General features: G+C 71.7%; 12 protein-coding genes. 9 read left to right on the top strand and 3 right to left on the bottom strand.

Annotation, left to right across the window (positions count from 1 at the left end; translation table 11 throughout):
- Positions 1-4,642, bottom strand: a 4,642-nt coding sequence (locus tag Sri02f_RS39115; protein ID WP_159106865.1) for a type I polyketide synthase, incomplete at its 3' end; no start/stop codon positions are given.
- Positions 4,643-5,007: 365 nt separating this feature from the next.
- Here Sri02f_RS39115 and Sri02f_RS39110 point away from each other — a divergent pair.
- The 7 genes from Sri02f_RS39110 to Sri02f_RS39085 all read left to right on the top strand — a co-directional run bounded on the left by Sri02f_RS39110 (position 5,008) and on the right by Sri02f_RS39085 (position 10,693).
- Positions 5,008-6,387, top strand: coding sequence for an NDP-hexose 2,3-dehydratase family protein (locus tag Sri02f_RS39110; protein WP_109006048.1), 1,380 nt, complete (start codon positions 5,008-5,010; stop codon positions 6,385-6,387).
- Positions 6,384-7,379 carry a Gfo/Idh/MocA family protein gene (locus Sri02f_RS39105; protein WP_245971000.1) on the top strand — a complete coding sequence of 332 codons (996 nt, stop codon included), beginning with the start codon at positions 6,384-6,386 and terminating at the stop codon, positions 7,377-7,379. The genes Sri02f_RS39110 and Sri02f_RS39105 overlap by 4 nt, the downstream gene beginning before the upstream one ends.
- Before the next feature lie 137 nt (positions 7,380-7,516).
- Positions 7,517-8,137 carry a TetR/AcrR family transcriptional regulator gene (locus tag Sri02f_RS39100; RefSeq protein ID WP_109006047.1) on the top strand — a complete coding sequence of 207 codons (621 nt, stop codon included), beginning with the start codon at positions 7,517-7,519 and terminating at the stop codon, positions 8,135-8,137.
- A 49-nt stretch (positions 8,138-8,186) separates the two neighbouring features.
- Positions 8,187-8,939, top strand: coding sequence for a VC0807 family protein (locus tag Sri02f_RS39095; RefSeq protein ID WP_109006046.1), 753 nt, complete (start codon positions 8,187-8,189; stop codon positions 8,937-8,939).
- A gap of 327 nt (positions 8,940-9,266) precedes the next feature.
- A complete protein-coding gene (locus tag Sri02f_RS43445; protein WP_245970999.1) occupies positions 9,267-9,584 on the top strand; it encodes an NAD(P)-binding domain-containing protein in 318 nt (105 codons plus the stop codon).
- Complete coding sequence (locus Sri02f_RS43440; RefSeq protein WP_245970998.1) at positions 9,536-9,907, top strand: NADPH-dependent F420 reductase; 372 nt, start codon at positions 9,536-9,538, stop codon at positions 9,905-9,907. The genes Sri02f_RS43445 and Sri02f_RS43440 overlap by 49 nt, the downstream gene beginning before the upstream one ends.
- 108 nt (positions 9,908-10,015) lie before the next feature.
- On the top strand, positions 10,016-10,693 hold the full coding sequence (locus Sri02f_RS39085) for a VOC family protein (protein WP_109006051.1): 678 nt from the start codon (positions 10,016-10,018) through the stop codon (positions 10,691-10,693).
- Positions 10,694-10,791: 98 nt separating this feature from the next.
- Here Sri02f_RS39085 and Sri02f_RS39080 read toward each other — a convergent pair whose 3' ends face one another.
- Positions 10,792-11,247: an ATP-binding protein gene (locus tag Sri02f_RS39080; protein ID WP_245970997.1), complete on the bottom strand. Its 456-nt coding sequence runs from the start codon at positions 11,245-11,247 to the stop codon at positions 10,792-10,794.
- A gap of 185 nt (positions 11,248-11,432) precedes the next feature.
- Entirely contained in the window at positions 11,433-11,828 is a 396-nt protein-coding gene (locus tag Sri02f_RS39075) for a hypothetical protein (protein ID WP_109006044.1), read from the bottom strand.
- A gap of 199 nt (positions 11,829-12,027) precedes the next feature.
- Here Sri02f_RS39075 and Sri02f_RS39070 point away from each other — a divergent pair, with 199 nt between their 5' ends.
- The gene (locus Sri02f_RS39070; protein ID WP_109006043.1) at positions 12,028-12,561 is read left to right on the top strand and encodes a TerD family protein; all 534 of its coding nucleotides are present in this window, start codon (positions 12,028-12,030) and stop codon (positions 12,559-12,561) included.
- Positions 12,562-12,843: 282 nt separating this feature from the next.
- Positions 12,844-13,746, top strand: coding sequence for a hypothetical protein (locus Sri02f_RS39065; RefSeq protein ID WP_245970996.1), 903 nt, complete (start codon positions 12,844-12,846; stop codon positions 13,744-13,746).
- The last annotated feature ends 6 nt before the right edge of the window (positions 13,747-13,752 follow it).

Genomic DNA, 13,752 nt, shown 5'->3' with positions numbered 1-13,752 from the left:
AACCCGACGCCACCCACTCACCCGCGACACCCACCGACCGGCACTCGAACACCGACCGCGACCGCCACAACGACCACGCCACATCCACCGCGTCGACGGAGCCGGCCTCGGCGGCGAACTTCGTGAGCCGGGCCTCCTGCTCCGCGAGGGCGGACGGAGTGCGGGCAGAGACGAGCCAGGGCAGCGCGACCTCACGGGCACGCGGGCCCGCGACCGAGTGAGCCGGCTCCGTCACGGCCGGTTCGGTGAGGGCCGGTTCGGTCACAGCCGGTTCGGTCACGGCTTCGAGGACGACGTGGGCGTTGGTGCCGCTGATGCCGAACGACGACACCGCCGCCCGCCGCGGCCGGCCGTCGGTCTCCTCCCACGCACGGGCCTGCGCCAGCAGCTCCACCGCACCCGACGACCAGTCGACCAGCGGCGAGGGGGTCTCGGCGTGCAGGGACTTCGGCAGAACCGCCGCCCTCATGGCCTGCACCATCTTGATCACGCCGCCGACGCCGGCCGCCGCCTGTGCGTGGCCGATGTTCGACTTGAGGGATCCGAGCCACAACGGGCGGTCGCCGTCGCGCTCCTGGCCATAGGTCGCCAGCAGCGCCTGCGCCTCGATCGGGTCACCGAGCTTCGTCCCCGTGCCGTGCGCCTCCACCACGTCCACATCGGCCGCCGACAGACCCGCGTCCGCCAGCGCCGCACGGATCACCCGCTGCTGCGCAAGACCGTTCGGCGCCGTCAACCCGTTCGACGCGCCGTCCTGGTTGATCGCCGAACCCCGCACCACCGCCAGCACCTCATGCCCCAGCGCCCGCGCGTCCGACAACCGCTCCAGCAGCAGCACACCCACGCCCTCGGCCCAGTTGGTGCCGTCGGCGCCGGCCGCGAAGGGCTTGCAGCGGCCGTCGGCGGCCAGGCCGCGCTGACGGCTGAACTCGACGAACATGCCGGGGCCGGACATCACGGTGGCGCCGGCGGCGAGGGCCAGTGAGCACTCTCCGGAGCGCAGCGCGCGCACGGCCAGGTGCAGGGCGACCAGCGAGGAGGAGCAGGCCGTGTCGACGGTGACCGCCGGGCCCTCCAGACCCAGGGCGTAGGCGATGCGCCCGGACGCCACACTGGCCGTCGTGCCCGTGAGGAGGTGGCCTTCGACGGCTTCGCCCGCTTCGTGGAGGCGGGGGCCGTACTCGGGCGCGGTGACTCCGACGAAGACGCCGGTGGCGGTGGCGTGCAGGGCGCGGGGGTCGAGTCCTGCCCGTTCGACCGTCTCCCAGGCGGTTTCCAGGAGGAGCCGCTGCTGGGGGTCCATCGCGGTCGCCTCACGCGGGGAGATCCCGAAGAAGGCGGCGTCGAACTCGGCCGCGCCCGCCAGGAACCCGCCCTCGCGAACGTAGGTGGTGCCGGTGCGGTCGGGGTCGGGGTCGTAGAGGGCGTCGACGTCCCAGCCACGATCGGTGGGGAACGCGGTGACGGCGTCGGTCTCGTCGCGGACCAGGCGCCACAGGTCCTCGGGGGCGCGGACGCCGCCCGGGAAGCGGCAGCCCATCGACACGATCGCGATCGGCTCGTCGGCGGCCGCGTGGCGATCGCGTGAGGCGACTTCGGTGGAGGCGGAGGCGGAGGCGCTCAGGCTCGCGGCGAGCCGGGCGGGCGTGGGGTACTCGTAGACGGCGGTCGCCGCAAGGGTGAGACCGCCGACGGAGTTGAGCCGGTCGCGCAGCTCGACGGCGGTGACGGAGTCGATGCCGAGCTCTTTGAAGGTCCGCTGGGGGTCGACCTGGGCCTGGTCCGGGTAGCCGAGGACGACCGCGGTGCAGTCGCGGACGAGGCGGAGCGCGTCGTCGCTGCCGAGTCCGGCGCCCGTCCCTTCGTCGGAGGCCGTCGCGGTGGCGGTCGCGGGGACGGTCGCCGTGGCGGTCTCTGGGGCGTCGACGGCGGCGGCCGTCGCGGTGGGCATCGGCGCGTTCGCGGCGTCGTCCGAGGGGCCGGTGACCCAGTGGCGTCGGCGCTGGAAGGCGTAGGTGGGCAGATCGCAACGCCGTGGGGCCAGACCGGTGAAGACGGGGGCCCAGTCGACGTCGGCGCCGTGGCTCCACAGGGTTCCGAGGGAGGTCTGGAACCGGGTGGCTCCGCCCTGGCCCCTGCGCAGGGTTCCGGTGACGACCGCCTGCCGGGGGCCGGTCGCGGCCTCGACGGTCTCCTTGACCGGGGCGATGAGCACGGGATGCGGGCTGACCTCGACGAAGGCGCCGTGACCCGCGAGCGCCAGAGCACGCACGGCCGGTTCCAGGAGGACGGGGTTGCGGAGGTTGTCGTACCAGTACCGGGCGTCGGTGACAGCGCCTTCGAGCCAGTCTCCGGTGACGGTGGACAGGAAGGGCACCTTCGGCCGGCGCGGGGTGATTCCCGCGAGGAGGCCGAGCATCTGCTCGCGCACCGGGTCCACGTGCGGGGAATGGGAGGCGTAGTCGATTCCGACGCGGCGGGCGCGGACGTTCTCGCGCTCCGCGGTGGCGAGGATGTCGTCGACGGTCTCGATGTCGGCGGAGACGACGGTGGAGGCGGGGCCGTTGAGGGCGGCGACGGTGACGCGATCGTCCCATTTCCGCGTGAACCGGCGGGCGGCGTCCTCGGGGAGGGCGAGCGCGACCATTCCGCTGCGGCCCTCGAGCGGTACGAGGATCTTGCTGCGCAGAGCGACGACCAGGGCGGCGTCCTCCAGGCTGAGGGCTCCGGCCACGCAGGCGGCGGCGATCTCGCCCTGTGAGTGTCCGACGACGGCCGCGGGCCGGATCCCGTACGACTGCCACAGGGCGGCCAGGGACACCATGACGGCCCAGAGCACGGGCTGCACGACGTCGGACCGGTCCAGGGGCGGAGCGTCGGCGTCGCCGCGCAGCACGGCGGCGAGATCCCATGTGACGTGCGGAGCCAGCGCCTGGCCGCACTCGGTGAGGCGTGCTGCGAAGACGGGTGAGGACGCGAGGAGTTCGGCGGCCATGCCGGCCCACTGGCTGCCCTGGCCGGGGAAGACGAACACGGGCCGGTGGACGTCGCCGTCGACGGGGTGGGACGGGGCCGCCGCGGTGATGCCGCTGAGCAGACCGGCGGTGTCCGAGCCCACGGCGAAGGCCCGGTGCACGAGTGGGGTGCGGGTCGTCAGCAGGGACCACGCGGTGTCGACGGGGTCGGCGCCGGTGTCGCGGACGTGTGCGGTGAGGCGGTCCGTCTGGAGGCGGAGCGCGCCAGGGGTGGCGGCGGACAGCAGCCAGGGCACGGTGGCGGGGGTGGAGCGCGGCGGCCGCGGGTCCTTTTCGGCCGCGGGAGCTTCTTCGAGGACGAGGTGGACGTTGGTGCCGCCCATGCCGAAGGAGGAGACTCCGGCGCGCAGCGGGTCGCCGGGGACGGCCGGGGCCCAGACGGTGGTGTCGCGGTGGACGCGCAGGCCGAGGCCGTCGAGGTCGATGGCGGGGTTGGGCTCGTCGTGGTTCAGGCTGGGCACGAGTCGACGGTGGGACAGGCACAGCACCGTCTTGAGCAGTCCCGCGATGCCGGCGGCGCCTTCGAGGTGGCCGATGTTGGTCTTCACGGAGCCGACGGCCAGCGGGGCGCGCCGCCCCTCGGCGGTGCCGAGCACCGCGCCGAGGGCGGCGGCCTCGACGGGGTCGCCGACGCGGGTGCCGGTGCCGTGGAGTTCGACGTATCCGATGTCGGCCGGGTCGATCCCGGCGCGCAGGCACGCGGCGCGCAGGACGGCCGCCTGGGCGTCGGTGTCCGGGGTGGTGATGCTGGTTCCGGCGCCGTCGTTGTTGAGGGCGCCGCCGCGGATGACGGCGTGGATGTGGTCGCCGTCGGCGACGGCGCGTGAGAGCAGCTTCAACACGACGACGCCGCCGCCTTCGCCGCGTACGTAGCCGTTGGCGCGGGCGTCGAAGGTGTGGCAGGCGCCGTCCGGGGAGAGCGCCCCGAACTGGGCCGCGGCCAGGGAGCTTCGCGGGCTGAGGTTGAGGTGCACTCCGCCGGCGAGTGCCAGGTCGCAGTCACCGAGCCGGAGGCTGTCGCAGGCGAGCTGGACCGCGACCAGGGAGGACGACTGAGCGCTGTCGACGGTCACGCTGGGGCCGCTGACGCCGAGCGCGTAGGACAGCCGGTTGGCGATGAGGGAGCGGTGGAGGCCGGTGAGGGTGTGGTGTCCGGTTCCCTGTCCTGCGTCGCGGACGACGTCGGCGTAATCGCACACGTCGACGCCCAGGTAGACCGCGACGGCGCGCAGGGCGGCGGTGACCGGGACACCGGCGTGCTCCAGGGCCTCCCAGCCCAGTTCGAGGGCGAGGCGGGCCTGCGGGTCCATGGCGTCGGCCTCGCGCGGCGAGATGCCGAAGAACGCGGCGTCGAAGTCGGCGGGTGCGCTGATGTAGCCGCCACGCAGGGGTGCGGTGCCACCGTGCGGGGTGGGCCAGCCCTGCGCGGGTACGCCCGTGCGCCGGTCCTGCGGAGTGTCGGTGACGGCGCTGCGGCCCGCGGCCAACAGCTCCCAGTAGGCGGCCGGATCGTCGGCGCCCGGGAGCCGGCACGCGAGGCCGACCACGGCCACGGGCTCGTGACCCGGAGCGGAGTTCCGGACGGCGGTGGGCACCGGCTGGTTCATCGATGGCACTCCAAAACCGGGGGCGGGAGGCTGGGGGTGGCTCACACATTCGCACGCGGACAGGGGCCGTCCGGTGATCCGGGGAAACGCTCTAGGGGAATCTCTAGGCACGTCGGTGGGCCTTGCCCGGGCGGTCGCCCCGGCCGGCCGCGGCCACCGCCGCCGGACGCGGCGGCGCGCCATAGCCAGTGGCGGGGCCTGCCGCAAGGGGCGGCGGTCTAGGCGAATGCTCGAATGCGAACGGGCACCCTGTGGGGGCGGATTCGGCTGCGCGTCCTTCGGCGCGGGTGCGCGCGCGCTGGTGCGCTCGCCCTGGTCGATCACGCGCACGGTCGCACCCCCCCGGTCGAGAGAAGGGCTGATTGATGACTCCGACAGTCGCGCCTGCGGTGTCGCACGGCGAGGAGGCCCACACGTTGGCAGCGCTGGCGGCCTCCGCGGCGACCGTCGACGGCGGTGTGCTGAGCGACGTGGAACTCGCGGCGTGGCTGGAGGACAGGCGTCACGCGCAGCCGCAGAAGGTGGAACGGGTGCCGTTCGCGGGCCTGTCAGGCTGGCGGTTCGAGGAGGGGACCGGCGATCTGCGGCACGCGAGCGGCGGCTTCTTCTCGGTGCACGGGCTGCGGGTCCACTCGGACTTCGGTCCGGTGTCCGCGTGGGAGCAGCCGATCGTCGATCAGCCCGAGATCGGGATCCTGGGGATCGCCATGCGGGACTTCGGGGGAATACCTCACCTGCTGATGCAGGCGAAGTCGGAGCCGGGCAACGTGAACGGGATGCAGTTGTCGCCGACCGTCCAGGCGACGAAGAGCAACTACCGGCGGGTGCACGGAGGTTCGGCCGTCCGGTACCTGGAGTGTTTCCGCAGTCCCGCCCCGGGTGCGGTGGTGGCCGACGTCCTCCAGTCGGAGCAGGGTTCGTGGTTCTTCCGCAAGAGGAACCGCAACATGATCGTGCGGGTCGGTCCGGACGTGGAGGCGGGCGAGGACTTCGCCTGGCTGACTCTGCGCCAGGTGAACATGCTGCTCAAGCAGGACAACGTCGTGAACATGGACGCACGGACGGTCCTGTCGTGCCTGCCCGACTGGCGGGCGGACGCCTCCGCCCTGGCCGCGTCGCTGCACCCGGACGCCGAGATACGCAGTTGGATCACCCGGCGACGGGCGGAGCACGACGTGAGCGTGTCTCCGATCGGGCTCGCGGACACACAGGGCTGGCGGCATGATCCGCACGCCGTGTCCCACGTCCACGGCCACCACTTCAGCGTGGTGGCCGTGGACGTCGTCTCGGGCCGCCGTGAGGTGGCGGCGTGGTCGCAGCCGCTCATCGAGCCGCACGGGACGGGCATCGCGGCCCTGTTCGTACGCCGGGTCGAAGGCGTACGGCACGTGCTGCTGCGGGCGCGCGCCGAGGCCGGCTTCCTGACGGTGGTCGAGCTGGGGCCGACGGTGCAGTGCACGGTCCGGAACTACTCGCACCTGCCGCGCGCATCGTGGCCGCCCTACCTGGACGAGGTGCAGAAGCGGCGCGGCAGGGCCGTGTACGACGTGCTGCTGTCGGAGGAGGGCGGGCGGTTCCTCAACGCCCAGAGCCACTACGTCATCATCGAGGTCGAGGACGACATGCCTCTGGAATCGGAGGAGTTCCGCTGGGTGTCGCTGCGCCAGGTCGACGAACTGCTGCGCTACAGCCACAACTTGAGTGTCCAGGCACGTACGCTGATCACCGCGCTGAGGTCGCTGTGACGGCCCCGGCGGCGCGGCCGCTGCGCCTGGGAGCGATCGGCACCTCGTCGATGGCCGAGCGGCGGGTCCTGCCGACGGTGACCCGCATGCCGGAGTGGGAGCTGGTGGCCGTCGCCGGACGCGCGGCGAAGAAGGCGGCCCGCTTCGCGGAACAGTTCGGCTGCGCGGCCGAGGAGGACGCCGAGGCACTGCTGGAGCGAACGGACGTGGACGCGGTGTACGTGTCGACCCCGACGGCCCTGCACCGTCACTGGGCCGAGCGGGCGCTGCGGGCGGGCAAGCACGTGCTGGTGGAGAAGCCGATCGGGGTCGACGCCGCCGAAGCGCGTTCCCTGTGCGCGCTGGCAGCGGAACGCGGGCTGGCGCTGCGGGAGAACTTCATGTTCCTGCACCACCCGCAGCACGCCAGGGTGCGGGAGCTGATGGCCGACGGCCGTGTGGGCCGGCCGGCCTCCTTCCGTGCCGCGTTCTGCATTCCGCCCCTGCAACAGGACGACATCCGCTACGACACGCGGCTGGGCGGCGGCGCGCTGCTCGACGTCGGCGTGTACCCGCTGAGGGCCGCCGTGCACCTGCTCGGGCCGGAACTGGAGGTGGCCGGGGCGACGTTGCGCACCCGCGCCTCGGACGGCCTCGATCTGTCGGGTCAGGTACTGCTCACCTCACCGTCAGGGGTGCTGGCCGAGCTGGCGTTCGGCTTCGAGCACGCCTATGCGTCGACGTACACGGTGTGGGGCGATCGGGCCCGGCTGACGGTGACCCGGGCGTTCACTCCGCCGGCCGCCCATCAGCCGCTGCTCGTCATCGAGGAACAGGACCGCGAGGAGCGGCTGGTTCTGCCCGCCGCCGACCAGCTGGCGCTCCTGCTGGCGGAGTTCGCGTGCGCGGGCCGCTCGGGCGGCGGCGACACCCGCCGGCTCATGGACTCGATCGCCACGATGGACCTCGTCGACGCCGTCCGCAGGACGGCTCGACGGACGCCGGTGTGCTGACTGCCGGCCGCCCACGGCTGCCGGACCGACGGAGCCGGAGAAGGGCCCGCGGGGGACGGGGGGAGAGATATCTCAACGAGGCAACGAACCTCCGGACTCTAGGAAAATCACGATCAAGACCCGGTTAATCTGAGGTCATGACGGCCAGAACAGCCAAGGCGCACACCAGGACTTTCACGCAGAATGCGCGGCGGGCGCAGATAGTACAGGCGGCTATCGAGACACTCGCCGAATCCGGCTACACAAAGGCGTCGTTCAGCAGAATCTCGCAGCAGGCCGAACTCTGCAGTACGGGGATGATCTCGTACCACTTCTCCGGCAAGCCCGAGCTTTTCGCGGAAGCCGCCCGCGTCATCGTCGAAAAGGCCGAAAAGGTGGCCGGAAAGCGCATGGGCGACGAGCGGACGTACCGCGGCAAGCTGAGCGCGTACATCACGTCGAACTTCGACTTCATCGCGCGCTATCCGATGCACACCCAGGCGCTCACCGAGATCGTCAAAATGATCCGGGACCGGCAGATCACCGGCCTGGAGGACGTCGAACGCAGCATCATGTCCGTGGACCGGCTTGCCGACCTGCTCGAACAGGGCTGTGAGGCAGGGGAGTTCGGCAGCTTCGACTGCCTCACCATGGCCCTGGCCATCCGTGGCGCGATCGATGCCGTCCTGCGCCGTCATCTGTCCCTGGCGGAGGTGGACCTGGACCGGTGCGCTCGCGAACTGACGGTCGCGTTCGACCGCTGCACGACGCCCGTGTGAGACCACGTTCGGCCGGCATGCCCAAGGCCACCACTCTGGAGCACATTCCATGACCTCCCCCACACCCCGCCCCGAGTCCACGACGCCCGCGTCCGCACATTCCGCGACGGCATCCACCAACGCATCCGAGAGCCCCTCTTCACCCTGGGCTTTCGCGATCACCGTCGTCTGCGACATCGTGCTTCCCGTCGGGCTCTATTACCTGCTACGTGCGGGCGGAGTGGGTGAGATCACCGCTCTGCTGCTCAGCGGTTCCGCGCCCGCTCTGCACACGCTCCACTCCGCGATACGTCATCGAAGGCTGGACGCGATCGGGGCATTCACCCTCGTACTGCTCGCGGTGAGCGCGGTGGCCTCGCTGGTGACCGCGGAACCGCGCATCGCTCTCGCCCGCAACGGCCTGTTCACCGCACTGGCCGGAATCTGGCTGCTGGTCACCCTGTTCACCGGGCGCCCGTTCACCTACCAGGCGCTGCGCAGTCTCCTGCCCGGGAAGACTCCGACCCTGGAGCGGTTGTGGGAGTCCGACGCGTCGTTCCGGCGTGTGTGGCGCGGCTTGACGGTGCTGTGGGGCGTTGGTCTGCTGTGCGACGCCCTGCTGCGGATCGTCATGGCCTTCGCCCTGCCCGTCGACAGCGTCCCCGCGCTGGACGGCGTCCTGTACGCGGTCTCGTGGATCTTGCTCCAGGTGATCACTCAGGTCGTGCTGGTCCGCACCCGCACACTCGTCAAGATCTTCGGCAACCGCGGACCCGGCCGCGCCTTCGCGGGGACGTCCCAGCAGGACGAGGCGAACGACTGAGCGGACACGTAACACGATCACGCAGGTGACGGGGCTCCGGTGCGCGGGCCCCCGGGGCTCACCCCGGTTCTGGCCGCTTTCCGGAGCGGGCGTCAGCGGGACCACGATGGCCTCGGGACCGGACGCGTCGCGGCACGCTGTCGGACGCAAGGGTGACGCGCGGGCCTTCAGCGCATACAAGCGGCGCGTCGCGGGATAGGTATGCAGTCGCGCCAGGCGGTGTCCGGACGGTGCTTCGGGAGGGGCCCTCACCCGGCCTCTGCTCGCTGCCCGGACGGTCGGCCCGGGGCACTGCCGCTCAGCCCAGCCCGACCGGAAGGCAGCGACTTGAGGATCAACATCGTCGGCCCTGGCAACATGGGCCGGGCCATCGCCGTCCGCGCACTCACCGGCGGCCACGGCGTGTGCCTCGTCCACCCCGACGCCGACCGGGGCCGAGCGGCGGCCGCCGAGCTCGAGCAGCGCTTCCCGGAGGGCGAAACAGACTCGGCCACCGCAGCGCAGGCGGCCGACATGACCGTGCTGGCCCTGCCCTATGACGCGGCGCTGGAGGCCGCCCGATCCGCCCGTGCCACGCTGTCCGGGCAGGTCCTGGTGTGGACATCTGCAATCCCGTCGACTTCTCCACCATGGACGCGCGGGTGACCCCCGCCGACACGTCGGCGGCCGAGCAGATCCAGCAGATCGTCGGCACGGACACGAAGGTCGTGAAGGCGTTCAACACCACGTTCGCCGGGCTGCTCACGACAGGTGAGGGCCACGGCTTCCCGCTCGACGTGCTGATCGCCGGAGACGACTCCGCCGCCAAGGCCAAGGTCGCGGAGCTGGTCTCCTCCGGCGCGATGCGTCCCCGGGACGTCGGTCCGCTGCGCCGCGCCCGGGAGCTGGAGGCGCTGGGTTTCCTGCACATCTCCCTCCAGCAGCCCCTGGAGCTGAACTGGCAGAGCGCCATCAAGATCCTCCCCTGAGGGAGCCGGACGGGCCGGTGGGGCGGCCGGCCATCGAACGGGCGAGGTGACGACATCGGTCAGGAATCGAGAAGCCCCGGCCGCGCTGCAGCCCCTAGCGTGGAGGCCATGGCAACCACCGCATCCATCCCGTCCCTGGTGTCCGTCGCGTCCGTCACCCTGGAGGTGGCCGACGTCGAGGCCGCCCGCCGCTTCTACACCGCCTTCGGAGTGGACACGCACATACGCCTGCGGGCGTCCGAGGCGCCCTCCACCGGATTCCGCGGCTTCACCATGGCGCTCACGGTGTCCGGGCCGGCCACCGTCGACGGCTTCGTCGCCGCCGCCGTGGAGGCAGGCGCCGCGGTGCTGAAGCCCGCCGCGAAATCGCTGTGGGGCTACGGCGGCGTCGTCCAGGCCCCGGACGGGACGATCTGGAAGATCGCGACCTCGGCGAAGAAGGACACCGGCCCCGCCACCCGCGAGATCGACGAGGTCGTCCTGCTGCTCGGGGTCGAGGACGTGAAGGCCACCAAGCAGTTCTACGTAGGCAGGGGGCTGACCGTGGCCAAGAGTTTCGGCGGCAAGTACGCCGAGTTCGCCCCCGGTCAGGCGGGCCTCGTCAAGCTGGCGCTGTACAAGCGCCGCGGCCTGGCCAAGGACCTCGGCGTGCCCGCCGACGGCACCGGCTCGCACCGCCTCGTGCTCGGCAGCACCGCCGACGCCTTCACCGACCCCGACGGATTCGCCTGGGAGGCCGCCGCACCGCTCACTCCCGCGCCGTCCACGACGCCTGCACAGTCGTGACCCCCAGCCCCGCCCCTCAGCGCTGAGCCCGGCCCTGCGCCCCGACCTCGTCCGTCGCCATCTCCTGCACCAGAGGAAAACGAGTCCCGCGTGCGCTGTCAGGCACGCGCTCGGTTGTCGGACAGGGCGATGCGGGCCGTGATGCGCTTGCCGACCGGCTCCCGCTCGACGACCAGGGCCTCGCTGACGGCCTGGACGATCTCCAGGCCGTGGTGCCCGACCCGTCGGGGATCGGCAGCCCGGGCGGCAGGCACGAGGGGGTCGCTGTCCCACACGACGACGTCCACGGCATGGGTGTTGATGCCCAGTTCCACGAGAACCGGGCCCGGGGCGTACTTGCAGGCGTTGGTGACCAGCTCGCTGACCACGAGCTGGGTCAGGTCCCTCGTGCGGGTGGGCACCGACAGGGGGTAGTCCGCTTCGGCCTGGTCGAGGAATGCGAGGGCGCACCGACGGGCGTCGGCGATGCGGCCGTCGTCTGCGCCGAGGGTGTACCCGGCGCGGATGAAGTGGTCATCAGGTCCGCTGCGGCCGTCAGCTCTGGACCGAGACACCGTGGATGCCGCCCTCATTCTGCCTTCACAAGTGCGCCTCTACCCGCCATCTCGGCCTCCATGCCCGGGGCCTGTCGCCCGGCACAGCCGCCGTCCGGCCGGCCGGGCCGCGGTGCAGGCCCCGGCCGGCCGCAGGGCCGGTGACGAGATCCCCCCTTGCCTGCACCGCAGCGATGCCGCCGAGCTCAGCGGACGGCGATCCAGCGCCGGACGGCGTCGTTGACGGTGTCGTCGAGGGCGCTCAAGGCGTCCACCGCGTGCAGATCTCCGGCCTCGGGCGCGACTCCCGCTCGGATCAGTGCCGCCTGCAGCTCCAGACGCCGCCGGTCGGCCGCGGCCATCGGCATCGGCATCGGCATCGGCATCGGCATCGGGAGCCGACCGCTCGGGTCAGGTGCAGGCCACAGCGGCTCTTCCTCGGCCGCCCTCGCTTGAGGCGGCACTCGCCAGTCCTCGTCCCCCCACTGCTCCCCCGACTCCGGCCCGTCCAGAGTCGGCCGCGCGTCGAAACCGCAGCGGTAGGGGTCCAGGACCAGCTCGGGCACCGTCACGGCGGTCGGTGAGTACTGCCACTTCTGCATACAACCTCCAGCACTCGGCGTTCGCTCGGTGTCCAGGAGGCCGCCGGCCCGGCCGACAGTTGCAGGACCGGCGACGAACCACCCGAACGCTCCCAAACCCATCTCGTCACACCACCGCATCAACCTCGGGCGGGCGCGCCATACTTTGCATGCGGGCACCGTCCCGTGGTGGCCTGACAACGGGAGAGGCAGCAATCCGGTGAGCAGCGGCGGCAACGGGCTGGGCAAGGTCGAGGTGCGACTGAAGTGGGACCCGAGCCCTCTGGGTCAGCCACCTCATCATCTCGACATCATCGCCGCGACCTACTCGGCGGACGCCCCTTACGGCCGGCCGGTGTACATCGTCCACTTCGACAGCCGCTCGCCGGACGGCACCATCAACATGAGCCGGCACAGCCAGACCGGTCAGGGCTTCGGTTACGTCGAGGCGATGACCTTCGAACTCGACCGCTTGGCCGCCTCCTTCGCCCGGGTGGTCGTGGGGGTGGCGATCCACCAGAACACCGGACCCAAGGTTTTCGGGGATCTGTCGAACGCCGGAGTGCTGGTCGTCGACGGCTATACGGAGCTGTTGAAGGACGACTTCGCGCAGATCGCCGACTCCACCGCCGGGACGGTCGCGGAGTTCACCAAGGACGCGTCCGGAACGTGGGAGTTCCACGAGATGGTCCGGGGATTCGACAGCGAACCGGTCTTCTTCAGCGCGGAGATGGGCTCGGCCCCGCAACTCTGAGGGGAGCTGCGCTCGTCCTGTTGCGCGGTCCCGGGCCCGTGATCACTCGATGTGGCCGGACGAACCCGCAGAGACAAGTCAGCAGAGAATTGACGCCGGTTGCGGAAGGTGGCGAGAATGCAGCTCACCTCGCTGCTCCTGCGGTAAGCGGAACGGTCGCAGCGCGCGATCTCGCCTGCCTCGCCGCCGGGCCGTCTTCTCGGTGAACCCCTCCCCACCCCTCACGTTGAATCACAGAGGCTCCCTTTGTCGCGTTCACAACACCTCAGATCTCTGGCGCCGTTGGCTGCAAGCGCGTTCTTCGCAGCGGCCCTCCCCGTACTCGGAGCGGGAACGGCCTACGCCGGGACGGACAGCGCCTGCCAGTCGGCCACGGTCCAGTACCGGATCGTCGGCGCCGACGGAAACGTCGTAGGCGCCGACTGGACGTCCCAGGGCGGCTTCCACGCCTGGGACACGGTGCCCGCCGCCGTGGAGGTGCGGCTCGCACCTCGTCAGACCGTCGCAGAGGGCTGCACCTATCCGGTCTCGCTCGCCGAGTACACCACCGAGGGACCCAACTGGTTCGTCTCGGGGCACCAGACCCTGATCGACAAAGCCACCGTCCAGCTCACCGCGGCGGACGTCGCCGGGAGCGACGACGCCAAGCGCACCTGGCAGAAGCTCATCGTCCAACCGCCCACCTGCTACGGCCAGATCGACCTGTACGGCGATGACGTCAGCTACGACGGGAAGGAAGGGGACGGGCACGGCCCCGCCCCCTACGAGCCGGACAACATCGTCACCCCTTACCACCTCATAGCGGCGTGGAACGGCGGGGACCAGCCGTGCGCTCCCGGAGCGCCGGAGTCGCCGTCCCAGCCGACGCCGTCCGCCCCGGCGACGCCCTCCCAGCCGGGGGGCGGCGCGCCGCCGTCGAGCAGCCCGACGCCGCCGGAGACTCCCCAGCCTTCCACCACGCCTCCCACCACCTCGAAGGTGCCGCCGGCGCCGTCCACGCCGACGACGCCGGCTACGCCGTCCGACTCTCCTGAGCCGTCGCCCAGCGGCAGCAAGCCGCCCCTCGCCGAGACGGGGACCTCCGCGCCGGTCGGCCTGATCGCAGGGTGCGCGGCCGTCGTGGTCGCCCTGGGAGCGGGCTTCACCTTCACGGCCGGCCGGGCGCGTCGTAGCCGACGAGGCTGAACCGCT

It is taken from the genome of Streptomyces rishiriensis, from assembly GCF_003112535.1.
GTDB lineage: Bacteria > Actinomycetota > Actinomycetes > Streptomycetales > Streptomycetaceae > Streptomyces > Streptomyces rishiriensis.
Note: the sequence above shows the minus strand (reverse complement) of the source record. Positions and strands in the feature narration are given on the sequence as shown.

Coding starts and splice junctions, on each gene's coding strand:
- Sri02f_RS39110 (WP_109006048.1), top strand. CDS start 5,008: ATGACTCCGACAGTCGCGCCTGCGGTGTCGCACGGCGAGGAGGCCCAC.
- Sri02f_RS39100 (WP_109006047.1), top strand. CDS start 7,517: ATGACGGCCAGAACAGCCAAGGCGCACACCAGGACTTTCACGCAGAAT.
- Sri02f_RS39095 (WP_109006046.1), top strand. CDS start 8,187: ATGACCTCCCCCACACCCCGCCCCGAGTCCACGACGCCCGCGTCCGCA.
- Sri02f_RS39085 (WP_109006051.1), top strand. CDS start 10,016: ATGGCAACCACCGCATCCATCCCGTCCCTGGTGTCCGTCGCGTCCGTC.
- Sri02f_RS39075 (WP_109006044.1), bottom strand. CDS start 11,828: ATGCAGAAGTGGCAGTACTCACCGACCGCCGTGACGGTGCCCGAGCTG.